Raw genomic sequence first — 23,893 nt, 5'->3', positions numbered from 1 at the left:
GACCTCCTCAGGATGAGGTTTTGTGTTTGAAAAGCGCTTACTGGCCGCTTTTACCAAACCACTTCACCAGCAGCTGCAAATCCGTCTGTGACAGGTTGTGGCCTGTCGGCAGTGTCTCGTGCCGAACCTCGGCGCCGGCTGCGGATAGCGATGCGGCCAAGCGGTTCCCATTCTCCGCTGGAATAATCGGATCCATGGCGCCTGAGATCATCAGCACCCGCTTGCCTGCAAGATCCGCCTGAGGCGCGCTCGACAGCGGGACCATCGCCCGCAGCAGCGCTGCGCCTGAAAGCGCCTCGGGACGCAGCATGAGCATGGCGGCGGCGATGTTGGCGCCGTTGGAGAAGCCGACCGCGATGGGTGCTTCGAGCTTATAGGCCTTGCGCGCCTCGGCCACGAAATCCGCAAGCTCATTGGCGCGGAACTTCACGTCCTCCTCGTCGAACACGCCCTCGGCTAGGCGGCGGAAGAAGCGGGGCATGCCGTTCTCCAGGATCTTGCCACGCGGGGAGAGCAGGGCGGAGCCGGGGGAGATCGTGCGGCCGAGACCCAGAAGGTCGTTCTCGTCGCCGCCTGTGCCGTGCAGCAGCAGGAGAGGCGGACGGGATGGATCCGTGGCGGGCTCAAAGCGGTGGATGAAGGACAGCTCAGTCATGTTTTTTCTCTTTCTCCTCTCCCCGAAGCGGGAGAGGGTGCCCTGCGCAGCAGGGTGGGAGAGGGGGCGAACTCAATCGGACTGCCCCTCTCCTGGCTCACTGACGTTCGCCGTCCTCTCCCGCAGAGGGGAGAGGACTGATTTACGCCAGTTCAGGCAGATGGGCTTCGATGTCACCCCGGCGCGGCTCCAGGAAAGCCGGGAGCTTCAGTTCGGCGCCCAGGCGATCCTGAGGCTCGTCGGCGGCAAAGCCTGGCTCGTCGGTGGCGATCTCGAACAGGATACCGCCAGGCTCGCGGAAATAGACCGAGCGGAAGTAGTTGCGATCCTTCTGCTCCGTGGTCTGCAAGCCGTGATTTTCGGCGAGCTTTCTCACCATCTCCTCCTGATCGGCGTCGTCCTTGGCGCGGAAGGCGACGTGATGCACGGATCCGCCGCCCATCCGACCCGGCAGGAAGCCTCCCGCAGAGCGGATGTCGACCGTGCCGCCCATCAGGGCATCGGTCTTGTAGCGCACGAGGGAGCCCTCGCGGGCGGTCTCTCGAAAGCCGAACACGTCGGTCAGGATCGCGCCGGTCCTCTCGCCGTTCTCGACGAGGAGCATGACGCCCTCCAGGCCGCGGATCGCGTGCTCCGCCGGGATGCCGTCCGCTGCCCAGGCGGCCTCAGCCTCGGCGTTCGGAATGCCCACGAGCGAAAGGCTCGTGCCGTGCGGGTCCTTGAAGGTCAGCACGCTCTGTCCGAAACGCTTCTCCACGCTGCCGTGCTCGACGCCCTGCTCGATGAAGCGGTGCATCCAGAAGCCAAAGGCTCCCTCGGGCACCCGGAAGGCCGTCTCCTGGGTCGAGCCGACGCCGTTGCGTCCGGGCGCCACGTGCTCCCAGGGGAAGAAGGTCAGGATCGAGCCGGGCTGGCCGAGGCTGTCGCCGAAATAGAGGTGGTAGGTGCCGGGATCGTCGAAGTTGACGGTCTTCTTGACGAGACGCAGGCCGAGCACGCGGGTGTAGAAATCGAGGTTGCGGCGGGCGGGGCCTGCGATGGCGGTGACGTGATGAATGCCGTGGTGCCGCATGGGAGAGTTCCTTAACGGGCAGGCGCGGGTTTGCGCTGCGTTGTCCGGGAAATAAGTACCACCGAAGACCGGTGAAGTGCGGAAAGGGCGACCTTGCGGGATTGCAAAGCTCAGCGGCGGCTCACCGGCAAGTACGCGCAATGGTTGGGAAATCCGAGCCGGCAAGATTCCGGCAACCAAAGACTCTCAACAACGCTTAACCTCAACGGTGATTCAGCATGGCGCATTAACGGTTTAGCCCTGCCGTCCGTGTGAATGTCATCCGGCACAAGAGATCAACCGGCACCCACGAAAGAAGAGCCGGGGGGAGTCAAGCGAATGATGAAGGATCAACTTCGCGATTTCATCGACAGGATTTCCGACACCCATCATGTCTCGGACAACGACGTGGAGATGCTGCAGGGCGAGATCCTGCGAGACGGCATCACGAGCCGCCTTGAGGTCGAATCCCTGCTGGCGCTCGACCGAGTCGTGACCGCCGCCGAGAACTGGGGAGCAGCCTTGACCAAGCTTATCGTCGATTACGTGGTCTGGAGCCGGGCGCCTCACGGAGCGGTCAGCAACGACGATGCGTTTTGGCTGGCGACCTTGCTGGAGATCGGCGGACCGTCGCCGAACGCCATGAACATCGCTTATGCGATGCTCGACGAGGCAGGCCATGTGGACGTGGCGCTGCTCGACTTCATCATGCGGGGCCGCCAGCAGGCGAGGCTCTCCCAGATCGCCGCCTGAGGGCAAGCGCTCTATCTAACGCTAAATGCTGAACGAAGCCCCGCTTCCCCAAGGCACCGATGTGCAGTAACGGAGGTGGGGCTTAAATCTTTGGGTGGAGCGTTCGAGGGTTCATGTTCGACAAGATCCTGATTGCCAACCGGGGCGAGATCGCGTGCCGGGTCATCAAGACCGCCCGGCGCATGGGCATCAAGACGGTGGCGGTCTATTCCGATGCCGACCGGGACGCCCTCCACGTGGAGATGGCCGACGAGGCCGTCCATATCGGCCCGGCCGCTGCTGCTCAATCCTATCTCGTGATCGAGAAGATCATCGAGGCCTGCAAGGCCACCGGCGCCCAGGCCGTGCATCCCGGCTACGGCTTCCTGTCCGAGCGCGAGGCCTTCCCGAAGGCGCTGGCCGAGGCCGGCATCGTCTTCATCGGCCCGAATCCCGGCGCCATCGCCGCCATGGGCGACAAGATCGAGTCGAAGAAGGCAGCCGCCGCCGCCAAGGTCTCGACCGTGCCGGGCTATCTCGGCGTGATCGAGGGGCCGGAGCAGGCGGTGACCATAGCCAACGAGATCGGCTACCCGGTCATGATCAAGGCTTCCGCCGGCGGCGGCGGCAAGGGCATGCGCATCGCCTATTCCGCCGACGAGGTCGCCGAAGGCTTCGCCCGCGCCAAGTCGGAGGCGGCGTCCTCCTTCGGCGACGACCGGGTCTTCGTCGAGAAGTTCATCACCGATCCGCGCCATATCGAGATCCAGGTGCTCGGCGACAAGCACGGCAACGTGATCTATCTCGGCGAGCGCGAATGCTCGATCCAGCGCCGCAACCAGAAGGTCATCGAGGAAGCGCCGTCGCCGCTCCTCGACGAGGCGACCCGCCGCCTCATGGGCGAGCAGGCGGTCGCGCTCGCCAAGGCGGTGGGGTACGATTCCGCCGGCACGGTGGAGTTCGTGGCAGGTCAGGACAAGTCGTTCTACTTCCTCGAGATGAACACCCGGCTGCAGGTGGAGCATCCGGTGACCGAGATGATCACCGGCATCGACCTCGTGGAGGAGATGATCCGCGTGGCCGCCGGCGAGAAACTCCGCCTGACCCAAGCCGACGTGAAGCTCAAGGGCTGGTCGGTGGAAAGCCGCATCTATGCCGAAGACCCGGTGCGCAACTTCCTGCCCTCGACCGGCCGCCTCGTCACCTATCGCCCGCCGCATGAGGGCGAGGCGAACGGCGTCACGGTGCGCAACGATACTGGCGTGTACGAGGGCGGCGAGATCTCGATCTACTACGATCCGATGATCGCCAAGCTGGTGACTCACGCGCCGACCCGTCTCCACGCCATCGAGGCCCAGGCGCGGGCGCTGGACGCCTTCGCCATCGAGGGCATCCGTCACAACATCCCGTTCCTCACGGCCTTGATGCAGCACCCGCGCTGGAAATCGGGTAAGCTCTCCACCGGTTTCATCGCCGAGGAGTTTCCCCAGGGCTTCAAGGCGCCTGCTCCGCAAGGCGAGGTGGCCCTGCGCATGGCGGCTGTGGGCGCTGCCATCGACCACCTGCTTAATGAGCGCAAGCGGCACATTTCCGGTCAGATGCGCTCGGCCGCCAGCCTGCGCTTCGAGCGCGAGCGGGTGGTGCTCTTAGGCCAAGAGCGCCATGAGGTCACGATCGAGGATATCGATGGCGGCTTTGCGGTTGTCATCAACGGTCAGGCTTGGCCGATCGTCTCGGACTGGGCGCCAGGCCAGCCGGTCTGGACCGGGACGGTGGGCGGTGAAGCGATTGCGGTGCAGGTTCGCCCGATCCTCAACGGCGTTGCGCTCGCCCATGCCGGTACTTCCGCCGAGGTAAAGGTCTACACCAAGCGGGAGGCGGAACTCGCCGCCCTGATGCCGGAGCGGCTGGAGGCGGATACGGGCAAGCAGCTGCTCTGCCCGATGCCAGGGCTCGTGAAGGCGATCAGCGTCGCCCAGGGCCAGGAGGTGAAGGTTGGCGAGCCGCTCTGCATCGTCGAGGCGATGAAGATGGAGAACGTGTTGCGTGCGGAGCGCGACGGCACCATCTCCAAGATCCACGCTAAGGAAGGCGATAGCCTCGCGGTGGATGCCGTGATCCTGGAATTCGCCTAGAAGGTGAGACATAGCCCTCATCCTGAGGAGGCCGTCAGGCCGTCTCGAAGGACGAGGGCGTCTCCGGTGCTCTCTGGACCCTCCTTCGAGACGCCTGCTGCGCAGGCTCCTCAGGATGAGGACGGTGGGATCAGCAACAGGTAGCCCACAGCCATGCCCCTCTATTTCGCCTACGGGTCCAATATGGACCAAGCTGCCATGCTCGGGCGCTGCCCGGCATCGAAGCCGGTCGGCATCGGCCGGCTCATGCGCCACCACTTCATGATCTTCGATGAGGGTTACGCCACCGTGGTGCGCGATCCGCAGCGGGCGGTCTGGGGCATGGTCTGGGATCTGGCGCTCGCTGACGTGCCGGCGCTCGACAGGTATGAGAGCCTCTCGACGGGCCTCTACACCAAGGTCATTCAGCCTGTCGTGACGGCGAAGGGGCCGCGGCGGGCCATGGTCTATGTCGGCCGCAGCGCCAAGCCCGGCATGCCACTTCCCGGCTACATGGAGGGAGTGATTGAGGCCGCCCGGCACGCAGGCCTGTCGGAGGATTACATCCGGAGCCTCAGCGTTTGGCTGCCCAAGACGTTAGCCTCTGCGCCCGTCCCGCAGCACCCAAAGGTGCGGCCGCTCTGGGGCGCTCCGTCGGGGGCGATCCGCAAGTCGCACTGAAACGAGAACCTTTGCCATACGGGAAGATTGACGAAATCCTGCGCAAGGTGGACCCGCAGAATGCGGAGCGCATTATCCAGACGCTCGACGACACCGACGCGGGCCGTCACACCGATGCCCGCCATGCCCAGCGCTGAGGGATGATGACCGAACGCCGAACCGCCCATGTTCTGATCCAAGGCCGCGTCCAGGGTGTGAGCTTTCGCGCCTGGACACAGCACCAGGCACAACTCCATGGCCTCAAAGGCTGGGTTCGGAACAGGATGGATGGTTCGGTCGAGGCCTTGTTCTCAGGCCCTGCCGACCTCGTCGAGGTTATGCTGAAAGCCTGTCGTCACGGGCCTGCCGGCGCCTTCGTCGAGGATGTGGAGATCCTCGACGGCAAGGTCACTGACACCGATCTCACGGACCGGTTCGAGATCCGGCGAACGGTTTAGGCCTTCTTAGGCTCTGTGGTTTCGACGGGTCCGCCCGTGTTCTTCCAGGCGGTGAAGCCGCCTTCCATGTGCGCGACCGGCTGCAGGCCCATGTCTTGCGCCGTTGCGGCGGAGAGGGCCGAGCGCCAGCCTGCCGCGCAGAAGAACACGAAGGTCTTGTCCTGGGCGAAGACCGGCTTGTGATAGGGGCTTTCCGGATCGATCCAGAATTCCAGCATCCCACGCGGGCAGTGCACGGCGCCGGGGATTCGTCCCTCGCGATCCAGTTCGCGCGGATCGCGCAGGTCCACGAACACAACGTCCTCCCGGCCATGCAGGGCTACGGCCTCGTCGATGGGCAGGGTTCTGATCTTTGCATTGGCCTCGTCGAGCAAAGTCTTGTAGCCGCGGGTGATGGTCTGAGGCATGACGGGTTCTGCTCCCCCTATGAGCTCTTCAACAAACTGGGCATGATGGCGGCGGAGTCAACGGGAGATCACGGGTGCTGGGTTTCACCAATCTCGATTACGCGGCGCTGGCATTCTTCCTCGTCGCCTGGTTCGGCTATCACGCGGCCCTCGAGCTCACGCCGGCGGGTCAGAAAAGCCTCAACAAGGTGATGAACCAGTACCGCTATCGCTGGATGGAGCAGATGGTGGTGCGCGAGAACCGGATCGTCGACACTACGATCCTGGCGTCGCTCATGAACGGCACGGCGTTCTTCGCCTCCACCTCGCTGATTGCGATCGGCGGCGTGCTGGCCCTCCTGCGATCGGCCGATTCGGTGCTGCCGCTCTTCGCCGATCTGCCTTTCGGCGAGCCGCCGACGCGGATTGCCTGGGATGTAAAGGTCGGCGGCCTCGCCGTGATCTTTGTCTATGCCTTCTTCAAGTTCGCCTGGTCGTACCGGCTCTTCAACTACATGGCGATCATTGTCGGGGCCGTTCCCGTGCTGAAAGAGGGCAGCCGCGAAGAGGCGCTCGCCGTCGCCCGCCAGGCCGGTGCCATGAATGCGGTTGCCGGCAAGCACTTCAATCGCGGCCAGCGCGCCTTCTTCTTCTCGCTCGCCTATCTCGGCTGGTTCGTGAGCGGCTACCTGTTCATGGCTGCGACCGCCGGGGTGCTGATCGTGATGTGGCGGCGCCAGTTCCTGTCCGATGCCCATGATGCAGCCGTGAGGCAGACCGATGTCTAAGACAGTGACACCCGAGGAGCTGGAAGCCGCGATGCTCGGGCTTCTGCTGGAGCGTGGCCCCGGCAAGACCATCGGCCCCGCCGATGTGGCCCAGGCTCTCGGCGGCAACCAGCCGGACGGGTGGGGGCCTCTCATGCAGCCGGTCCGCAAGGTGGCCGTGCGCCTCATGAAAGAGGGACGCATCGTGATCCTGCGCAAGGGGCGGCCGGTCGATCCTGACGATTTTCGCGGCACTTATCGGCTGGCTCTACCGCCTGCAGAAACCTGAGGTCCGGGGAACAGCCGCGCTGTGCGGCCGGTCGCGTAATAGCCGATCAGGCCTGCCCATTCCTTCGCGCCGATATCGAGCCGCCTCAACCCTTCCGAGACGAAGGCGAAGGGCCTGTGTGTTCCGGCGCCACCGGCAGTACGAAAGTCGACCGGATAGGGAATGATCGGAAAACCAACCTTCTCGAACACGCCGACCGCACGAGGCATGTGCCAGGCCGATGTCACCAGGAGCCAGCGCTCGCCCTCGCGGGGCTTTGCGAGTTCCTGCGAATAGACGGCATTCTCGGCCGTCGTCCGCGAGCGATCCTCGACCAGAATGCGGGCGGGGTCGATGCCGAGGCTCCTGAAGTACTCCGCGATGACCGGTGCCTCGGCGGCACCGTCTCCGAAGACCGTGCCGCCACCTCCGGAGATGAGGATGCGGGCGCTCGGATAGCGATGGGCGAGCTGGATCGTGTCGAGCACGCGCTCCGCCGATTCATTGGCGACGAGACTGCCCCGAGCCTTTGAATCGGATGCCTCAACCGCGCCGCCGAGCAGGATGATGCCGTTAATCGGCCTGCCGTCATCACGAAAAGCCGGGAAGCGTTCCTCAAGAGGAAGCAGGATGTAGCTGGCGATGGGGAGGAGACCCAGGGCGATGGTCGCCAGCGTGAAGACGAGGCTCAGGCCGATGCCGAATGTTCGCAGCCGCTTGAAGAGCGCGAGGATCAGCCCCAGCAGAATGAGGCTGACCAGCAGGTTGGACGGCGTGGCAAAGAACCAAGCGACTTTGGAGAGGTAGTAGAACACCCGCCATCCTTACTCGGGCAAGTCTTACTGCTTGTTCAACTCGGCCTCGTAGCGGGCTTTGGTCTCGGCATTGGGCGGATACAGGCCGGGGAGGGGGACGCCCTTCTCGACCTCGCGCATGACCCAGAGCTCATAATGCTCCTGTGCCACCGCAGCCTTGGCGACCTCTTCCACGATGGCGGCCGGAATCACCACGACGCCATCCCGGTCGGCGACGATCACGTCATCGGGGAAGATCGCGACGCCGCCGCAGCCGATGGGCTCCTGCCAGCCCACGAAGGTGAGGCCCGCGACGGAAGGGGGAGCGGCCACGCCCGCGCACCAGATCGGCAGGTTCGTGCCTTCGACGCCGACCGCATCGCGGATCACGCCGTCGGTGACGAGCGCCGCGACGCCGCGCTTCTTCATGCGGGCCGTGAGGATATCGCCGAAGACGCCCGCATCGACCACGCCCATGGAGTCGATCACCGCGATGCAGCCCTCCGGCATGTCCTCGATGGCAGCGCGGGTGGAGATCGGCGAAGCCCAGGATTCAGGAGTCGCAAGATCCTCGCGGGCGGGCACGAAGCGGAGCGTAAAGGCGCGCCCGACCATCTTCTCTGATGCGTTGAAGGCCGGCATCGGCCCCTTCATCCAGCAGCGGCGGATGCCCTTCTTCAGCAGCACGGTGGTGAGCGTCGCGGTGGAGGCGGCCCGCAGGGCATCGGCGATGGCTTTGTCGAGGGTCATGGATTTTTCCCTGATGGTGGATCAGGCTTTCATAGCGGTCGAGGGCCGGGAGCGCCACCGCAACGAGTGCCCTTCGGCCGCATTCCTGCCGTGCATCAGTCGCGGTCCGGCGCGCCCAGAGGGAAGAAAGCACGGTAGGGCCGGGCCTCGTCGACCGCCCGTGCGAAGGAGGGCCGGGCCAGCAGCTTCCGGCGGTAGTTCCGGACGTGCGTGAATGCCTCACCGATCGGATGAGCCCAATCGGCATAGAACAGGGACGGGGCCGCGGCGCAATCGGCGGCACTGAATCCGGCGCCGGCGGCCCATTCACGGCCAGTCAGCGTCTTGTCGAGCCAATGATAAGCCTTGTCGAGCATGGCTTTCGCCTCGGTGACTCCGTAGGGGTCGCGGTGCTGCTCCGGGCGGATGCGGTCGAAGACGATCTTCTGCATCGGGGTCATGACATAGTTGTCGAAGAAGCGATCCATCAGCCGGACCTTGAGTGCGGCCCGTGGATCATCCGGGATCAGCCGCACCGGTCCCGAGTGATGAAGGCCCAGATGTTCGATGATGATGCTGGCCTCCATGATGGTGCGGCCATTGTCCACAAGCACGGGAAACTTCTTGATGGGCCAGAGCTCTTCCAGCTCCTTGTCGCTCTGCTCGTTCCCAAGCATCCGATACTCGAACGGCGTATCGTTCTCGTAGAGCGCGATCAGGACCTTCTGGCAGTACGAGGAGAAAGGGTGCGCGTAGAGTTTCAGGGGCATCGCAGCCTCGCGGTTATCAATCCGTTCCTAACTGTAACCTTTCTTCCGTGAACGGAAAGTGCCGTGGCTCGGAGGGGGCTGAACATGGCAACGGCCAGGACTGCTCCTGGCCGTTCTCGGTGACAATGCGGTTTCGAGTGTGTTCAAGCCGTCTTCGCGAACAGCTCGCGGCCGATCAGCATGCGTCGGATCTCGCTGGTGCCGGCGCCGATCTCGTAGAGCTTGGCATCGCGCAGCAGGCGGCCCGTCGGGTAGTCGTTGATGTAGCCGTTGCCGCCCAGGAGCTGGATGGCGTCGAGTGCCATCCGGGTGGCGTTCTCGGCCGCGTAAAGGATCGCGCCGGCGGCATCCTCGCGGGTGGTCTCGCCCCGGTCGCAGGCCTTGGCGACGGCATAGACATAGGCCTTGGCCGCGTTCATGGTCACGTACATATCGGCGACCTTGCCCTGAACGAGCTGGAACTCGCCGATGGCCTGTCCGAACTGCTTGCGCTCATGGATGTAGGGCAGCACCACGTCCATGCAGGCCTGCATGATGCCCGTGGAGCCGGCGGCCAGCACGGCGCGCTCGTAGTCGAGGCCAGACATAAGCACGTTCACACCCTTGCCGACCTGGCCGAGCACGTTCTCCTCCGGCACCTCGCAATCCTCGAACACCAGCTCGCAGGTGTCGGAGCCGCGCATGCCGAGCTTGTCGAGCTTCTGATGCGTGGAGAAGCCCTTGAAGCCTTTCTCGATCAGGAAGGCGGTCATGCCGCGCGGGCCTGCCTCCGGATCGGTTTTGGCGTAAACCACCAGGGTCTCGGCGGTGGGGCCGTTGGTGATCCACATCTTGTTGCCGTTGAGCACGTAGCGGTCGCCGCGCTTTTCGGCGCGGGTGCGCATGGAGACCACGTCGGAGCCGGAGCCGGGCTCCGACATGGCGAGCGCACCCACGTGTTCGCCGGAGATCAGCTTGGGCAGGTAGCGGCGCTTCTGGTCCTCGTTGCCATTGCGGCGGATCTGGTTGACGCAGAGGTTGGAATGGGCGCCGTAGGAGAGGCCCACCGAGGCGGAGGCGCGGGAGATCTCCTCCATGGCGATCACGTGCTCAAGATAGCCCAAGCCCGCTCCGCCGTAATCCTCTTCCACAGTGATGCCGTGCAGGCCGAGCTCGCCCATCTGGGGCCAGAGGTCGCGCGGGAACTGATTGGTGCGGTCGATCTCCTCGGCGCGCGGCGCGATCTTCTCCTGGGCGAAACCGGAGACGGTCTCGCGGATGGCGTCGGCGGTCTCGCCGAGATCGAAGTTGAAGCCCTTGGCGGCATTCGGCAGCATTGATTCCTCCCACATCCATTCACGCCCCGGAAGGGTACGCGATGGATCGCTTTTGTCGTGGGGCATTTTGGTCAGCAATGCTGCCCTTATCAAGGCCGTGGCATTAGGAAAGTGCAGGAATGGGCCTCTTCGTGACCGGCCATTGGTCGCAATCGGGCAAAGAAAAGGCTCCCTGACCTGCGAGGGAGCCTGAACAATGTGCTCTGCAGCAAGGCCTATTCGTCGATGCTCGCCGTCTGCACCGCATCCATGTCGCGGCAGACGCCCACGGACCTGAGGCGGCCGTGGTCGCGCGGGTCGCAGGCGCTCTGCACGAACATTCGCCACTGATTCTCGGTGCCGTAGAAGGTGTTGCGGTCGACGTCGCCCTTCACGCCGGGCACCCGGCCCGTGGTCGTGAACTGCCAGAAGGTCCAGCGGCGGTTGTTGTAGCGCACCTGCGGCTCGGCCGCCGTGCTGCGGATCCAGTAGGGATAGTCGTTGTATTCGCCTTCCAGGATTTCCTTGTGGAAGGTGATGTCGGTGTAGATGATCGGCCGCTTGCCGGTATGGGCTTCCATCTCGCGCAGCATGACATCGATCATGGCGAGCGCCTGCTCGCGCGGAACCTTTCTCGGACAGTTCACGGACTGGCCGTTCCACTCCACGTCGAGAACCGGGGGGAGGGCGTCAGGGTCCTGCGGGACGTTCCTCTTGAACCAGGCCGCCTGTTCGTGAGCCGGGCGGCACCAATACACGAAGTGATAGGCGCCGCGCGGGACGCCCGCCCTCCTGGCAGCCTGCCAGTTCTCGTGAAACTTGCTGTCGATGTGGTCGCCGCCCTCCGTCGCCTTGATGAAGGCGAACTTGGTGCCGGCCTGACGCAGCGACGCCCAATCCACATCGCCCTGCCATTTCGAGATGTCGACCCCGTGGATCGGCAGCTGGTGAGCCGTGGCGACTCCCTCGTGCGGCCGGGCATCGCCCTTTGCCGGGTAGCGGCTCGACGGAGCGATGGCACAGGAGGCAAGCGCCAGCGCAACAGCGGCGAGGGCGCTGAACCGGGTGACCCGAACGAACGTCGTCAGGCCAGAGTTCTTGGAACGGCTGGGGGAGCGGCGGCGAGTCTTCATCGATTCAACTGTATTATACGCAGGACTGGACCGCACCAGGGATGACGCAAGAGCGTTAACAGGCCCTTACGGAACAGGTGCGAAACAAGCTTACAGGTTAAACCATGCCGTTGCGATGCCTAAAAAGGCGAAGAAACCGACGATGTCGGTGATGCTGGTGACGAAAGGGCCCGACGAAACGGCCGGATCGACGCCCATCCGATTGAGAGTGAGCGGCACGAAGATCCCCCCGACCGCAGCGAAAAACAGAACCGTAATGAGGGCCAGGCCGATGACCACGCCGATTTCGATCGACTGGAACCAGAGGCCTGCCAGGGTTCCCATAATGACCGCGAAGACCAACCCGTTCAGCAGGCCGACCGCTGCCTCGCGGCGGATGATGCGCCAGGCATTGGCGCGCCCCAGCTCGCGGGTGGCGAGCGCACGCACGGCCACGGTCATGGTCTGGGTGCCGGCATTTCCGCCCATGGAGGCGACGATGGGCATGAGGATCGCGAGCGCCACCATCCGCTCCAGGGAATCTTCGAAGAAACGGATGACACCGGCGGCCAGAAAGGCCGTGCACATATTGGCGAAGAGCCAGGGAAAGCGACTTCTCTGGATGTAGAGAACCGTGTCCGAGAGCTCTTCGTCCGATTTCACGCCGCCGAGCTGCTTGATGTCGGCGTCGGCCTCTTCTTCGAGCACGTCCACAATGTCGTCGACCAGGATCGTGCCGACGAGCCGGCCGGCCTCGTCAACCACGGCGGCGGAGACGAGGTTGTAGCGCTCGAACAGGCGCGCCACCTCCTCCTGGTGCTGAGTGGCCTCGAACCGATCCGGCTCGTCGTCCATGATCTCCTGGATGGTCACCGGACGCTTGGAGCGCAGGAGCCGGTCAAGGGCGACGGCGCCGAGCAGATGCGCGGCCGGATCGATCACGAAGATCTCGTAGAAGGTCTCCGGCAGATCTGGGGCGTCGCGCATGAAGTCGATGGTCTGCCCGACCGTCCAGAACGGAGGCACGGCGATGAATTCAGTCTGCATGCGCCGTCCGGCGCTGTCCTCGGGGTAGTCGAGGGAGCGCTGGAGCGCCACGCGCTCGATGGGGGGAAGCTGGTCGAGAACCTCCGCCTGTTCTTCCTGCGGCAGGCTCTCGAGGATGGTGATGGCGTCGTCGGAATCCAGTTCGCGCACGCCCTCCGCCACCGTCGCGGTCTCGAGTTCCTCAAGGATCTCCTCGCGGACGGCCTCGTCCACCTCGGTGAGCGCGGCAAAGTCGAAGGAGGAGCCGAGAAGCTCGATGAGGCGGTGGCGGTGCTCGGGCTCCAGGGCCTCGAGAAGATCGCCGAGCTCGGATTCGTGGAAGTCTTCGACGAGGACCTGCAGGCGCTCGGCCTCGGATGCCTCGATGGCATCGGCTGCGGCGGCCAGGAATTCCGGATTGAGCTCGCCTTCCTCGTCCCGAAACGCCGGGGTTGCGGTTTCGGGCCCATCGGGGTTCGGAAGCAGCGTCTTGTCTTCGACTTCCTGCATGAGCCGTCCTTGGGAGGTGAGTTGCTGGCCTTTTAGGTGCGTGCATCCACCTGCGCAATGCGCCCAAAAGACTTTTGCGAAGAATCGGTTATTGGCCGTTTTTGCCAAATCGATGCGGGAGCATGCGAAAGCGATACAAGTCGCCTACCCCGGGCAGGTACGGCCAACAAAAAAGGCCCCGGATAGGGGCCTTTTCGTCTTCAGCACCGGAGTGCCGAAAGTTGGTGCGGTCAAGAGGACTCGAACCTCCACGGGTCTCCCCGCTACCACCTCAAGGTAGTGCGTCTACCAATTCCGCCATGACCGCGAACTCGGTTTCAGGAAAGGTTTTCCTGAAGAGGTGGCCGCTCTAGCAGATCGATTGGGCCACTGCAACCCCTTCCGTGGAGCTTCCAGTGCTTGAGCCGCGCGAATGCCTCGGTTGACCGTGGCGGGATAGGCGATAAGCCTCTGGAACGACTATATAAGCGAAAATTTGATGGATGCGCAGGAGCGATCTGAACTCCTTCGAAGGCCAGAGCGCATGTCGTTCTGCATCCCGCAAGAGCAAGGTGAAATGGTGTCGAACCTGCGAGACAGCTTGGCCCTTCAGTTCCAACCGGAGACCGGCGCCGAGCCGGTGGAGTGGGCCATCACGGATGGCCTCGTCGGCTATGAGGACGCCGTCTTCTTCATGGAGGCCAGGGCCGAGGCCATCGCGGCGGGCCATGCCCGCGAGATGGTGTGGCTCCTGGAGCATCCGCCGCTCTACACGGCCGGCACCTCGGCCAAGGCGGCGGATCTCGTGGAACCCGACCGTTTCCCGGTTCATCAGAGCGGCCGGGGAGGGCAGTACACCTATCACGGCCCAGGTCAGCGGGTGGCCTATGTGATGCTCGACCTCAAGCGCCGGGAGCCGGACCTGCGCCGCTATGTGGCTGCATTGGAAGCCTGGATCATCGCGACGCTCGATGCCTTCAACATCCGCGGCGAGCGGCGGGAGGACCGGGTCGGGGTCTGGGTGCGCCGGCTCGACAAAGGCGAGACCGCAGAGGACAAGATCGCTGCCATCGGCATCCGCGTGCGCCGCTGGGCGACCTTCCATGGAATCAGCCTGAACGTGGAGCCGGATCTCTCACACTTCTCGGGCATCGTTCCCTGCGGCGTGACCGAGCATGGGGTCACGAGCCTTGTCGATCTCGGGATTCCCGTCACCCTGCCGGAGGTCGATGCAGTGATGCGCAAGACCTTCGAGGAGATCTTCGGGCCGACCGAACGTGTAACGGGACCGTTGCTCTTGAGCCACGGCGTCTAGGAATTTCACCGCATGTAAGGCAAGGCTTCTCCTCAAGGTCGCGTCATGCTCTAAGCTGGGGCAAACGGCTGATCATTGGCGGACCTTCCATGCAACGCGCTCTTCTTGCCTCTCTCGTCGCTCTGGCTGCATCGGCCTGCGCCTACCGGCCCGATCCGACGGAACTGGTCAAAATCGTCGATTCGCCGACGGATGTGCGTGCCTGCACGCGGCTTGGCGAGGTCAGCCCGGTCACACCGACTCTCGGAACACATACGCAGGTCAATATCGCCTTCGGCGTGACCCTCGGCCGATCCACCTTCGGCCGCGCCACCGACGACATGCTTGCGGCGACGGTCGCCCTGGGCGGAACGCATCTCTACCTGCAGAAGGTTTCGGACGACTGGTCGCTCGTGCGGCCCATTGCCTATCGCTGCGGACCCGGCGTCATTCGCCAGGAGACGGTCATTCGGACCAAGGGCTAAGGTCTGTACCTCCCAAATCCCAGTTGCGCGGGCTCCCCGGTTCTAGGTACTGAGCGTCAAAGCCCTCCGGCTTGAGCCGTGACGGAGCCAGAACCCAAGAACCAGGGAGACCGACGCCGTGCCCGTCATCGCCACCTCTGCCGATCTGACCTCGGATGCCGCGCGGGCGAACCGCGCCGCCTGGGCCGACCTTGCCCAAGACCTCCAGGCCAAGCGGCAGGCTGTGGCGGAGGGCGGCCCGGCCAAAGCCCGAGAGCGGCACCTCGCCCGCGGCAAGCTCCTTCCCCGCGAGCGCGTGATGCGCCTCCTCGACCCGGGTGCTCCCTTCCTGGAACTGGGGAGCCTCGCGGCCCACGGCATGTATGAGGACGCGATCCACGGCGCCGGGATCATCACCGGCATCGGACGGGTCGAGGGCCGCGAGGTCATGATCGTCTGCAACGATTCGACGATCAAGGGCGGCACCTATTACCCGATGACGGTGAAGAAGCATCTGCGCGCCCAGGAAGTGGCGCGCGAGAACCGTCTGCCCTGCATCTACCTCGTCGATTCCGGCGGCGCGAACCTGCCGCACCAGACGGAGGTCTTTCCCGACCGCGAGCATTTCGGCCGCATCTTCTACAACCAGGCGACCCTGTCTTCGCTGGGCATCCCGCAGATCGCCTGCGTCATGGGCTCCTGCACCGCGGGCGGCGCCTATGTGCCGGCCATGTCGGACGAGACGATCATCGTGCGCCGCCAGGGCACGATCTTCCTCGGCGGACCGCCCCTGGTGAAAGCGGCGACCGGCGAGGTCGTGTCGGCCGAGGACCTCGGCGGCGCCGATGTGCATGCGCGCCAGTCTGGCGTGGCGGATCACTACGCCACCGACGATGTCCATGCGCTGGCCATCGTGCGCCGCATCGTCGGCACGCTCAACACCCGCAAGAGCATCGATATCGACATCGCCGACCCGGTCGAGCCGAAATATTCCATCGACGATCTCGATGCGATCGTGCCCACCGACCTCAAGAAGCAGTACGACATCCGCGAGGTCATCGCCCGCCTGGTCGACGGCTCGGAATTCGACGAGTTCAAGCGCCTCTACGGCACCACCCTGGTGACGGGCTTCGCCCGGCTCTGGGGCATGCCGGTTGGCATCATCGCCAACAATGGCATCCTGTTCTCGGAGAGCGCACAGAAGGGCGCGCATTTCATCGAGTTGTGCTGCCAGCGGCGAATCCCGCTCCTGTTCCTGCAGAACATCTCCGGCTTCATGGTCGGCCGGCAGTACGAGGCGGGAGGAATCGCCAAGGACGGCGCGAAGCTGGTGACGGCGGTGGCCTGCGCCCAGGTGCCAAAGATCACGCTGCTGGTCGGCGGCTCGTTCGGTGCCGGCAATTACGGCATGTGCGGCCGGGCCTATTCCCCCCGCTTCCTGTTCACCTGGCCGAACTCGCGCATCTCCGTGATGGGCGGCGAGCAGGCGTCGAGCGTTCTCGCCACCGTGCGGCGCGACAATATCGAGGCCGAGGGCAGGTCCTGGAGCGTGGAGGAAGAGGAGGCCTTCAAGGCTCCCATCCGCGACAAATACGAGAAGGAGGGCTCGCCCTATTACGCCACGGCCCGCCTGTGGGACGATGGCATCATCCTTCCCTCGGAAACCCGCCGCGTGCTGGCTCTGGCCTTCTCTGCGGCGCTGAACGCTCCGGTCCCGGAGACGAAGTTCGGCGTGTTCAGGATGTAGGCAGATTCGGGAACAGCTACAGGCGCAACCCTTCAAGGGGTCGCCCTTCTCCTGGGCGACCTGCTGCTGACGCTTCCCCTCTGGCGCTCCAGATCTTCACTTAACGCCTGCAGAGCCTCAGCCTCGGCGAGAGACTTCTGGACTTCCTCTTCAACTTTCTGTGCCTTTTCGTCTTCAATACGCGCTCGCTCGTTGTCCATATAGTTGAGCGCATATCCCGACAGGCCTGTGGGGTCGAACCCTGCGGCTTGGTTGGCAATGGTCGACGTCAGGCGATGCCTTGCCCGTGTTTCTTGCATGTCGTTGATGGCGGCAAGCGCACCTGAACCCACCAATCCTGGAGATTGCGATGGGGCCGCAGTCTGATTGCACGCGCTCACAACGGGGAGCAGAGTGGATACAAGGCCGATAAGAGCAAAGCGCTGAAAAAGCATGGTTAGCTCCAATGTAAGTGAGTTACCTTCGATATAGAGCGTTGAGCTCTTTTCTCCTCTCCCAAGGAGGGATGGGAGGGGTCCATGGGCGCTACCGCAAAACCACCGGCTGCGAGAGGTATTGGCTCCGGCAACTTATTGCCTTGGTTTCAGTCTCGCAGCCTGTTGCCGCCCGCGCCTCATGCTGGACCTCCAGGCGCTCAGCTTCCTTGGCTACCTTCTGGATCTCGTCGAGCATCTTGAGGTTCTTCTCATTCGCAATCCGCATTTGCTGATCGATCAAATGACTGGAGGCCATCCCGCCGATGCCGGTCGGATCCAAACCGCCCACATGACCCGCTAAGCCTACTGCCAGCATGGCATTCGCAGTCTGCGCATCGTTGAGCGCCGCTATCGCGCTTGCACCGACCTGATCCGGGTTCGGCGGGGCCGTGGTCTGGTTGTAGGCAGCCAGAAACGGCAGGGCGGCCATGAGAAGTGCAATAGAGGTAAGGCGCGATGGTGCCATTGGCAGACTCCCGAAAGGCACCACTTATCATGAGGCCAATTCTGAGAGGCCTCGCTGTTCAGAGAGGGGTGGTCATGGAGGACCGCATCGATCCTAATATGTCGCGGCAGGCGCGGGCTTCGTATGCTTCTCGCATTGTCCAATTGGCCAGTGTCATTGACCCTCGGATCGAGAGTGCCTTTGCGACAATCGTCCGCGAAGCCTTTCTGCCGCCTCCACCCTGGACGGTCATCAGCATGGGCGTAGGGACGCATACAAGCACGGTGGCTGATATTTACGAGAACGTGCTCGTCGCTATCGCTCCCGAACGCGGCATCAACAATGGAGAGCCCGCCCTCCATGCCGCTTGGATCGATGCCGTCAGCCCGCGGCCGGGGGAGGGGGTGATCCATGTAGGGGCGGGAACGGGCTACTACACCGCCATACTCTCACGTCTCGTTCAGCCCGGCGGGCATGTCGAGGCTTTCGAATACGAGTCGGACCTTGCCGCCCAGGCGGCTGTGAACCTGCAGGAAGAGCCGGATGTCACAGTGCATGCAGCCTCGGCCTTCGGGCGGGCGCTGATGAATGCGGATGTCATTTACGTGAATGCGGGTGTCGTGGCGCCTGATGTGGAGTGGCTGCGGGCGCTCAATCCCGGTGGTCGCCTTATCTTTCCGTGGCAGCCACACAAAGGCTGGGGGCCTACGGTTCTGGTCAGGCGGTTGGCGGAGGGGTTCAGCGCCCGCTCGCTGATGACGGTAGGTTTCATTTCCTGCAGCGGAACGAGCGAGAAGATCTCGGTCAAAAACCTACCGACAAAGGCTGATCTTGCGGCCATCCGATCGGTGTGGATCAAGAGCGACCGGTCTCCGGATGGGAGTGCCCTTGCTGTTTATCACGATGTCTGGTTCTCGTCTGACGACGTGTAGCCTTAGTGGTATGGCCAGACCAGTTCTGGCCATACCACCTAATTCCGGGACGACTCTTCATCAGGTTATATGATGAAGAAGTCCTTTTCAGTCATGCTCAGGCCTTTCTTGAGGTTGGCGAATTCGATTGCCGCCTTCGAGCCGGAGCCGTCCTCGTCGTAGTAGAGTTTTCCGTTCTTCTTGTTGTAGACCAAGTAATCGTTCCTGTCCTTTGCCTCCTCACCGATTGTGAAGAACGCTTTTTTCAGCTTGCCCGGGCTGCCCTCCGTGCCCTTGCCGAGCTTGTTGAACACGGCGTTGTCGAGCCAGATCGTGTCGTCCGCGACCTTGAAGTCACTGATCTTGTCAAGGTTCTTGTTCTTGTTGGTCCTCGCGGAGCCCAGCACCGTGTTGAAGACGAAGAAATCCTTGCCTGAGCCACCTGTGAGGGCGTCGTTGCCATAACCGCCCCACAGGATGTCATTGCCGTCGGCGCCGTTGAACGCATCCCTATATTGCCCGCCTTTGATGACGTTGGAGAGGGCATTGCCTGTCAGGTTCTCCTCCTGAACGTCGGTGACGGAGATAATGAAAGACTTCTCGCAAGTCGCTCCAGCCGCGTCCTTGACCAAAACCTTGATCGCATGGAGCTGGGCCTGCTCGTAATCGAGCTTGACGTGATCCTTCAGTTTCAGCTTGTTCCCAGCAAGCTCGAAACGCCCGCCGGCGTCGTCGAGAAGCGTGTAGGCGAAGCCGCCATCCTCCACGAGCGCCTCGGCTGAAAGATCGCCGAGATCGATGGACAGATGCCCGCCCTCATTCACTTTCAAGCCGGAGAGATTGAGGCCGGTGGGCGTGGTCGGGCCGATCTTCTGGCCGTCCTTGTTGAACCTCTGCTGGTAGATTCCTGAGCCGGATCCGTCCTGGCCATATGAGGTCCAGGTTACGATCCAGCCGCCATCCTTGAGTCCTGATGTCGAGATCTGAGACTGATCGTGATAGGAAGTCGTGTTGACCTGAATCTCGCCACCCACAGCAATTCCTGTCGATGAGTAGCGCTGCTGGTAAATGCCAAACAGGTCGCCGTCCTGATTGTAGGACGACCATGTGACGATCCAGCCGCCATCCGACAGATCCGTTACCGAAGGCGCGCACTGCCTGCTCACAGTGGTAGAATTAACGAGGGTCTCGTAAGAGACCGACTGTCCTGCCGCGTTGTAGCGCTGCTGGTAGATGCCCGCGTCGGACCCGTCTTGGTTCTGCGATTGCCAGACAACCACCCAGCCGCCATTCTTCAGCCCTGTCACCGAGGGCAAATTCTGATTTTCGTCCGTCTCAGTATTGACCAGTCTGTCGGCTATGTTGCCAAAATGATCCCTGAGTTGCGGGTTTCCATCCTTGTCGAAGCGCTGCTGGTAAATATCATAACTGGAATCCGGGTTGGATGACGTCCAGGTGACGACCCAACCCCCGTCTGACAGTTCCGTCACGTATTGCTGGTCTTGGAAGCCGGAGGTTGTGAGATTCACCCGAATATCATCAGTGAGGGCCTGTCCGGTGCTGTCGTAGCGCTTCTGGTAGACGTCATATTGGTTGCCTTCCTGGGTGGACCTCCAAGTCACAATCCAGCCTCCGTCGTTTAAGGATGTGACAGACGACCAGGATTGATTGCCGGCTGTGGTGCTGTTGACCTGGGTTTCGCTATCGGCCTCTCTTCCGCGTGCATTGTACTGCTGTTGAAAGATGCCGACTGTCGTGCCCTGAGGAGTGTTCCGCATCTCCTCCCAGGTCACCACCCAGCCTCCGTTCGCCAAGGCTGTTACGGAGGGAAGGGTTTGGTCGCCTGGGGTAAAGCTGTTGACCCTGGTCTCGCCTCCGACCGGTTGCCCTTTGGCATTGTAGAGCTGCTGATAGACGCCGGTGCCGTAGCCGTCCTGGCCATTGGAGACCCAGGTGACGACCCAGCCGCCATCGGACAATCCAGTCACGACCGACGAGTACTGTGCATCCGATGTATATGTATTGACGCGAGTTTCTCCTGTAGAAGTTGTTGTGCTCATCTTGTTTCCTCATGTTTTGAGTTGTCGCTGGCACAAGTCGAGCCATTCCACCCACATCACATGAGTAGATTAAGGCTTCTTTTGACTTGGTGTTCTGTCTGATTATCCCTCGAACGTGACAGCGCGGCACTGACGAGTGGATCGGTGGGGCGCTTGTCTGAAGCTCTGGGTAGAAATTACCTGATTTCCTCTGAGATATGTTACTATGTTAACATGGTCGCAACTAAAGTCGTGCTTGGTAAAGGCAACGCTCACGGTGTGTGCTGGCACACACGACGATTTGCGAGCGGAGACGTGTCCAAGGGACTGGATGGGGAAGTCGAGATCAGGAATCCCCTCCCAAAAATGTTGCGGCCACGCAACACCCTCAAACCTTCAACATCTTGCCTCCCTTGGCCCAAGCTCCGCCGCGATCCCGCCATAAACCAGGAGCACCTCAGTAAGCAGGTTAAAGTGCTTCTAAACCAAGGCTTTACAGCAAGGCGGCCTGGACGAAATCCGGGTTAAGGTTGCTGATACGATCCTTCCTATGGGTCATTGCACGGGTGGCGCGGCACATGGCAGATCACGGGAGTTCCAAGAGCTTGGATCTCCTCGTGAGAACCGGGTGAAAACGAGTGCGGATATGGATGCGCGCCTGATCGACAAATCGAAGCTGCCGAGCCGTCACGTGACGGTTGGGCCCGCTCGCGCGCCGCATCGGTCCTACCTTTACGCCATGGGCCTGACCAAGGAGCAGATCGCCCAGCCGCTCGTGGGCGTCGCCACCTGCTGGAACGAGGCTGCCCCCTGCAACATCTCCCTCATGCGCCAGGCCCAGGCCGTGAAGAAGGGTGTGGCGTCCGCCTCCGGCACGCCGCGCGAGTTCTGCACCATTACGGTCACTGACGGCATCGCCATGGGCCATCAGGGCATGAAGGCGTCGCTCCCATCCCGCGAGGTGATCGCGGATTCGGTCGAGCTGACCATGCGCGGCCATTCCTATGACGCGCTCGTCGGCATGGCGGGCTGCGACAAGTCCCTGCCGGGCATGATGATGGCGATGGTGCGCCTCAACGTGCCGTCGATCTTCATCTATGGCGGCTCGATCCTGCCCGGCTCCTTCCGCGGCCGGCAGGTCACGGTGCAGGACCTCTTCGAGGCGGTCGGCAAGCATTCGGTCGGCGAGATGTCGGATGAGGATCTCACCGAGCTCGAGCAGGTGGCCTGCCCGTCTGCCGGCGCCTGCGGGGCGCAGTTCACCGCCAATACCATGGCGACGGTCTCCGAGGCGATCGGGCTCGCCCTGCCGTACTCGGCCGGCGCTCCGGCGCCTTACGAGATCCGCGACCGGTTCTGCGCCGCCGCGGGCGAGCAGATCATGGACCTGATCGCGAAAAACATCCGCCCGCGCGATATCGTGACCCTCAAGGCGTTGGAGAATGCCGCGACCGTGGTGGCGGCCTCCGGCGGCTCGACCAATGCGGCTTTGCATCTGCCCGCCATCGCGCATGAGGCGGGCATCAAGTTCGACCTGTTCGATGTCGCCGAGATCTTCAAGCGCACGCCCTACATCGCGGATCTGAAGCCTGGCGGACGCTATGTGGCCAAGGACCTGTTCGAGGTCGGCGGTATTCCGCTCCTCATGAAGACGCTCCTCGACCACGGCTTCATGCATGGCGACTGCATGACCGTGACCGGCCGCACCATGGCCGAGAACCTCGCTGGCGTGAAATGGAACGACGAGCAGGACGTGGTCTATCCGGCGAACACGCCGATCACGCCCACCGGCGGCGTCGTGGGCCTGAAGGGCAACCTCGCGCCTGAGGGGGCCATCGTGAAGGTCGCCGGCATGGCGAGCGACAAGCAGGTGTTTCGCGGGCCTGCCCGCTGCTTCGACGGCGAGGAGGCCTGCTTCGAGGCGGTCTCCAAGCGCCAGTACAACGAGGGCGAGGTTCTGGTGATCCGCTACGAGGGGCCGCGCGGCGGTCCCGGCATGCGCGAGATGCTCTCCACGACAGCAGCCCTCTACGGCCAGGGCATGGGCGACAAGGTGGCGCTCATCACCGACGGCCGCTTCTCGGGCGCGACCCGCGGCTTCTGCATCGGCCATGTGGGGCCTGAGGCGGCCGTGGGCGGACCCATCGGCCTTCTGAAGGACGGCGACATCATCGCGATCGATGCCGTCAAGGGCACCATCGACGTGGAACTCTCAGGCGAGGAACTGGCCAGGCGCCGGTCCGAATGGAAGCCGCGGGAGACGAGCGCCACCTCGGGCTATCTTTGGAAATACGCACAAACAGTGGGCCCGGCACGGGATGGGGCTGTCACCCATCCCGGCGGAGCTGCAGAAAAAGAAACCTATGCGGACGTTTAACTTCATCGCTGCCTCCCTCTGGGTGGTTTCCCTTGGCGCTGGCGCAGCCTATGCGCTCGATGCTGCGCCGCGTCCGCAGCCGCTCACGCCTGCTCTCTCACCGGCGCTTGCGCCAGCCATCAAGTACGGCTCGGCGCGCGATGCCTTGCGCAGCGGCATGCGTGATTACAATGCAGGCGACAAGCTCGGGGCGGTTCATGCGCTCGAATACGCGGCCGGTCAGGGCCACTCGCTCGCTCTGTGGAAGCTCGGGCGCATGTATGCCGATGGCGACGGCGTCGAGCACGACGACCTGAAGGCTTTCGAGTACTTCTCGAGGCTCGCCGACCAGCATGCGGACGAGAGCCCGGATTCGCCGAATGCCTCCGTGGTCTCCAGCGCCTTCGTGGCGCTCGGCTCCTATTTCCTGGATGGGATCAAGGGCACCTACGTCGCGGCCAATCCGGAGCGTGCCGTCGAGATGTTCAGCTACGCGGCGTCGTATTTCAGCGATTCCAATGCGCAGTACAATCTCGCTCGCCTCTACCTGGAAGGCACCGGCGTCCGGAAGGATGCCCGCCACGCAGCCCGGTGGTTCAACCTGGCGGCCGAGAAGGGCCATACGGCGTCCCAGGCTCTCTTGGGGCATCTCCTGATGACGGGGCAAGGCGTTCCCCGCCAGCGCGCCAAGGGCCTCATGTGGCTCACCCTGGCCCGCGAGGCTTCGACGGATGCTGCCAAGGATCAATGGATCGCGGATCTGTATGGGGATGCCTTCTCGGCGGCCGACGAAAGCGACCGCAAGCTCGCGCTCGCCCTTCTGGAGCAGTACATCCAGTCGCGCCGATAACACGG

At 63.2% G+C, this 23,893-nt stretch carries 25 protein-coding genes and 1 tRNA gene; 13 read left to right on the top strand and 13 right to left on the bottom strand.

Annotated elements, in window-relative coordinates; genetic code table 11:
- Positions 1–37: 37 nt before the first annotated feature.
- Together ILT44_RS08930 and ILT44_RS08925 are read right to left on the bottom strand one after the other, a co-directional pair.
- Positions 38–655, bottom strand: coding sequence for an alpha/beta hydrolase (locus ILT44_RS08930; protein ID WP_204239234.1), 618 nt, complete (start codon positions 653–655; stop codon positions 38–40).
- A 142-nt stretch (positions 656–797) separates the two neighbouring features.
- Positions 798–1,727 carry a ring-cleaving dioxygenase gene (locus ILT44_RS08925; protein ID WP_204239233.1) on the bottom strand — a complete coding sequence of 310 codons (930 nt, stop codon included), beginning with the start codon at positions 1,725–1,727 and terminating at the stop codon, positions 798–800.
- Between the two features lie 318 nt (positions 1,728–2,045).
- Between ILT44_RS08925 and ILT44_RS08920 the strand changes: the two genes are divergently transcribed.
- The 5 genes from ILT44_RS08920 (at position 2,046) to ILT44_RS08905 (ending at position 5,670) form a co-directional block, all read left to right on the top strand.
- Positions 2,046–2,459, top strand: a complete 414-nt coding sequence (locus ILT44_RS08920; protein ID WP_204239232.1) for a hypothetical protein — start codon at positions 2,046–2,048, stop codon at positions 2,457–2,459.
- 113 nt (positions 2,460–2,572) lie between these two features.
- Complete coding sequence (locus ILT44_RS08915) at positions 2,573–4,573, top strand: acetyl-CoA carboxylase biotin carboxylase subunit (RefSeq protein WP_204239231.1); 2,001 nt, start codon at positions 2,573–2,575, stop codon at positions 4,571–4,573.
- 153 nt (positions 4,574–4,726) lie between these two features.
- A complete protein-coding gene (locus ILT44_RS08910; protein WP_204239230.1) occupies positions 4,727–5,233 on the top strand; it encodes a gamma-glutamylcyclotransferase family protein in 507 nt (168 codons plus the stop codon).
- Between the two features lie 11 nt (positions 5,234–5,244).
- Entirely contained in the window at positions 5,245–5,370 is a 126-nt protein-coding gene (locus ILT44_RS31415; RefSeq protein WP_255549695.1) for a hypothetical protein, read from the top strand.
- A 6-nt stretch (positions 5,371–5,376) separates the two neighbouring features.
- Positions 5,377–5,670, top strand: a complete 294-nt coding sequence (locus ILT44_RS08905) for an acylphosphatase (RefSeq protein WP_204239229.1) — start codon at positions 5,377–5,379, stop codon at positions 5,668–5,670.
- Here the strand turns inward: ILT44_RS08905 and ILT44_RS08900 are convergent.
- Complete coding sequence (locus ILT44_RS08900; RefSeq protein ID WP_204239228.1) at positions 5,667–6,077, bottom strand: rhodanese-like domain-containing protein; 411 nt, start codon at positions 6,075–6,077, stop codon at positions 5,667–5,669. The two genes, ILT44_RS08905 and ILT44_RS08900, sit on opposite strands and share 4 nt — an antisense overlap.
- Positions 6,078–6,151: 74 nt before the next feature.
- On the opposite strand from ILT44_RS08900, the gene ILT44_RS08895 reads away from it, so the two are divergent.
- The gene (locus ILT44_RS08895) at positions 6,152–6,844 is read left to right on the top strand and encodes a DUF599 domain-containing protein (RefSeq protein ID WP_204239227.1); all 693 of its coding nucleotides are present in this window, start codon (positions 6,152–6,154) and stop codon (positions 6,842–6,844) included.
- The gene (locus tag ILT44_RS08890; protein WP_204239226.1) at positions 6,837–7,112 is read left to right on the top strand and encodes a DUF3253 domain-containing protein; all 276 of its coding nucleotides are present in this window, start codon (positions 6,837–6,839) and stop codon (positions 7,110–7,112) included. Before ILT44_RS08895 ends, ILT44_RS08890 begins: the two co-directional genes overlap by 8 nt.
- Here the strand turns inward: ILT44_RS08890 and ILT44_RS08885 are convergent.
- From ILT44_RS08885 to ILT44_RS08855, 7 genes are all read right to left on the bottom strand, one after another.
- The gene (locus ILT44_RS08885) at positions 7,079–7,906 is read right to left on the bottom strand and encodes a YdcF family protein (protein WP_204239225.1); all 828 of its coding nucleotides are present in this window, start codon (positions 7,904–7,906) and stop codon (positions 7,079–7,081) included. The two genes, ILT44_RS08890 and ILT44_RS08885, sit on opposite strands and share 34 nt — an antisense overlap.
- A gap of 24 nt (positions 7,907–7,930) precedes the next feature.
- Entirely contained in the window at positions 7,931–8,635 is a 705-nt protein-coding gene (locus tag ILT44_RS08880) for a ribonuclease activity regulator RraA (RefSeq protein ID WP_204239224.1), read from the bottom strand.
- Between the two features lie 95 nt (positions 8,636–8,730).
- A complete protein-coding gene (locus ILT44_RS08875; protein WP_204239223.1) occupies positions 8,731–9,384 on the bottom strand; it encodes a glutathione S-transferase family protein in 654 nt (217 codons plus the stop codon).
- A gap of 143 nt (positions 9,385–9,527) precedes the next feature.
- On the bottom strand, positions 9,528–10,700 hold the full coding sequence (locus ILT44_RS08870; protein ID WP_204239222.1) for an isovaleryl-CoA dehydrogenase: 1,173 nt from the start codon (positions 10,698–10,700) through the stop codon (positions 9,528–9,530).
- A 215-nt stretch (positions 10,701–10,915) separates the two neighbouring features.
- On the bottom strand, positions 10,916–11,812 hold the full coding sequence (locus tag ILT44_RS08865) for a glycoside hydrolase family 25 protein (protein ID WP_204239221.1): 897 nt from the start codon (positions 11,810–11,812) through the stop codon (positions 10,916–10,918).
- A gap of 90 nt (positions 11,813–11,902) precedes the next feature.
- Complete coding sequence (gene mgtE, locus ILT44_RS08860; RefSeq protein ID WP_204239220.1) at positions 11,903–13,327, bottom strand: magnesium transporter; 1,425 nt, start codon at positions 13,325–13,327, stop codon at positions 11,903–11,905.
- A gap of 222 nt (positions 13,328–13,549) precedes the next feature.
- Positions 13,550–13,634 (bottom strand) — tRNA-Leu (locus ILT44_RS08855).
- 249 nt (positions 13,635–13,883) lie between these two features.
- Between ILT44_RS08855 and lipB the strand changes: the two genes are divergently transcribed.
- From lipB to ILT44_RS08840, 3 genes are all read left to right on the top strand, one after another.
- A complete protein-coding gene (gene lipB / locus ILT44_RS08850) occupies positions 13,884–14,621 on the top strand; it encodes a lipoyl(octanoyl) transferase LipB (RefSeq protein ID WP_204239219.1) in 738 nt (245 codons plus the stop codon).
- Between the two features lie 89 nt (positions 14,622–14,710).
- Complete coding sequence (locus ILT44_RS08845) at positions 14,711–15,085, top strand: hypothetical protein (protein WP_204239218.1); 375 nt, start codon at positions 14,711–14,713, stop codon at positions 15,083–15,085.
- Positions 15,086–15,203: 118 nt separating this feature from the next.
- Positions 15,204–16,811, top strand: a complete 1,608-nt coding sequence (locus ILT44_RS08840; protein WP_307826381.1) for a carboxyl transferase domain-containing protein — start codon at positions 15,204–15,206, stop codon at positions 16,809–16,811.
- 32 nt (positions 16,812–16,843) lie between these two features.
- On the opposite strand, the gene ILT44_RS08835 is transcribed toward ILT44_RS08840, so the two are convergent.
- Together ILT44_RS08835 and ILT44_RS08830 are read right to left on the bottom strand one after the other, a co-directional pair.
- Positions 16,844–17,245, bottom strand: a complete 402-nt coding sequence (locus tag ILT44_RS08835) for a hypothetical protein (protein WP_204239217.1) — start codon at positions 17,243–17,245, stop codon at positions 16,844–16,846.
- A gap of 91 nt (positions 17,246–17,336) precedes the next feature.
- Entirely contained in the window at positions 17,337–17,753 is a 417-nt protein-coding gene (locus ILT44_RS08830) for a hypothetical protein (RefSeq protein WP_204239216.1), read from the bottom strand.
- Between the two features lie 74 nt (positions 17,754–17,827).
- Here ILT44_RS08830 and ILT44_RS08825 point away from each other — a divergent pair, with 74 nt between their 5' ends.
- On the top strand, positions 17,828–18,664 hold the full coding sequence (locus tag ILT44_RS08825) for a protein-L-isoaspartate O-methyltransferase family protein (RefSeq protein ID WP_204239215.1): 837 nt from the start codon (positions 17,828–17,830) through the stop codon (positions 18,662–18,664).
- Between the two features lie 65 nt (positions 18,665–18,729).
- On the opposite strand, the gene ILT44_RS08820 is transcribed toward ILT44_RS08825, so the two are convergent.
- Positions 18,730–20,703, bottom strand: a complete 1,974-nt coding sequence (locus ILT44_RS08820; protein ID WP_204239214.1) for a calcium-binding protein — start codon at positions 20,701–20,703, stop codon at positions 18,730–18,732.
- A 625-nt stretch (positions 20,704–21,328) separates the two neighbouring features.
- Here ILT44_RS08820 and ilvD point away from each other — a divergent pair.
- Together ilvD and ILT44_RS08810 are read left to right on the top strand one after the other, a co-directional pair.
- A complete protein-coding gene (ilvD, locus tag ILT44_RS08815) occupies positions 21,329–23,059 on the top strand; it encodes a dihydroxy-acid dehydratase (RefSeq protein WP_239468030.1) in 1,731 nt (576 codons plus the stop codon).
- The gene (locus tag ILT44_RS08810; RefSeq protein ID WP_204239212.1) at positions 23,046–23,888 is read left to right on the top strand and encodes a tetratricopeptide repeat protein; all 843 of its coding nucleotides are present in this window, start codon (positions 23,046–23,048) and stop codon (positions 23,886–23,888) included. The genes ilvD and ILT44_RS08810 overlap by 14 nt, the downstream gene beginning before the upstream one ends.
- Positions 23,889–23,893: the final 5 nt, after the last annotated feature.

The sequence above is a fragment of the Microvirga arvi genome (assembly GCF_016892765.1).
GTDB lineage: Bacteria > Pseudomonadota > Alphaproteobacteria > Rhizobiales > Beijerinckiaceae > Microvirga > Microvirga arvi.
The sequence above is the reverse complement of the archived record's forward strand: the minus strand, read 5'-3'. Positions and strand labels throughout refer to the sequence as shown.

Coding starts and splice junctions, on each gene's coding strand:
- ILT44_RS08930 (WP_204239234.1), bottom strand. CDS start 655: ATGACTGAGCTGTCCTTCATCCACCGCTTTGAGCCCGCCACGGATCCA.
- ILT44_RS08925 (WP_204239233.1), bottom strand. CDS start 1,727: ATGCGGCACCACGGCATTCATCACGTCACCGCCATCGCAGGCCCCGCC.
- ILT44_RS08920 (WP_204239232.1), top strand. CDS start 2,046: ATGATGAAGGATCAACTTCGCGATTTCATCGACAGGATTTCCGACACC.
- ILT44_RS08915 (WP_204239231.1), top strand. CDS start 2,573: ATGTTCGACAAGATCCTGATTGCCAACCGGGGCGAGATCGCGTGCCGG.
- ILT44_RS08910 (WP_204239230.1), top strand. CDS start 4,727: ATGCCCCTCTATTTCGCCTACGGGTCCAATATGGACCAAGCTGCCATG.
- ILT44_RS08905 (WP_204239229.1), top strand. CDS start 5,377: ATGACCGAACGCCGAACCGCCCATGTTCTGATCCAAGGCCGCGTCCAG.
- ILT44_RS08900 (WP_204239228.1), bottom strand. CDS start 6,077: ATGCCTCAGACCATCACCCGCGGCTACAAGACTTTGCTCGACGAGGCC.
- ILT44_RS08890 (WP_204239226.1), top strand. CDS start 6,837: ATGTCTAAGACAGTGACACCCGAGGAGCTGGAAGCCGCGATGCTCGGG.
- ILT44_RS08880 (WP_204239224.1), bottom strand. CDS start 8,635: ATGACCCTCGACAAAGCCATCGCCGATGCCCTGCGGGCCGCCTCCACC.
- ILT44_RS08875 (WP_204239223.1), bottom strand. CDS start 9,384: ATGCCCCTGAAACTCTACGCGCACCCTTTCTCCTCGTACTGCCAGAAG.
- ILT44_RS08870 (WP_204239222.1), bottom strand. CDS start 10,700: ATGCTGCCGAATGCCGCCAAGGGCTTCAACTTCGATCTCGGCGAGACC.
- ILT44_RS08865 (WP_204239221.1), bottom strand. CDS start 11,812: ATGAAGACTCGCCGCCGCTCCCCCAGCCGTTCCAAGAACTCTGGCCTG.
- mgtE (WP_204239220.1), bottom strand. CDS start 13,327: ATGCAGGAAGTCGAAGACAAGACGCTGCTTCCGAACCCCGATGGGCCC.
- lipB (WP_204239219.1), top strand. CDS start 13,884: ATGGTGTCGAACCTGCGAGACAGCTTGGCCCTTCAGTTCCAACCGGAG.
- ILT44_RS08845 (WP_204239218.1), top strand. CDS start 14,711: ATGCAACGCGCTCTTCTTGCCTCTCTCGTCGCTCTGGCTGCATCGGCC.
- ILT44_RS08835 (WP_204239217.1), bottom strand. CDS start 17,245: ATGCTTTTTCAGCGCTTTGCTCTTATCGGCCTTGTATCCACTCTGCTC.
- ILT44_RS08830 (WP_204239216.1), bottom strand. CDS start 17,753: ATGGCACCATCGCGCCTTACCTCTATTGCACTTCTCATGGCCGCCCTG.
- ILT44_RS08825 (WP_204239215.1), top strand. CDS start 17,828: ATGGAGGACCGCATCGATCCTAATATGTCGCGGCAGGCGCGGGCTTCG.
- ILT44_RS08820 (WP_204239214.1), bottom strand. CDS start 20,703: ATGAGCACAACAACTTCTACAGGAGAAACTCGCGTCAATACATATACA.
- ilvD (WP_239468030.1), top strand. CDS start 21,329: ATGGATGCGCGCCTGATCGACAAATCGAAGCTGCCGAGCCGTCACGTG.
- ILT44_RS08810 (WP_204239212.1), top strand. CDS start 23,046: ATGCGGACGTTTAACTTCATCGCTGCCTCCCTCTGGGTGGTTTCCCTT.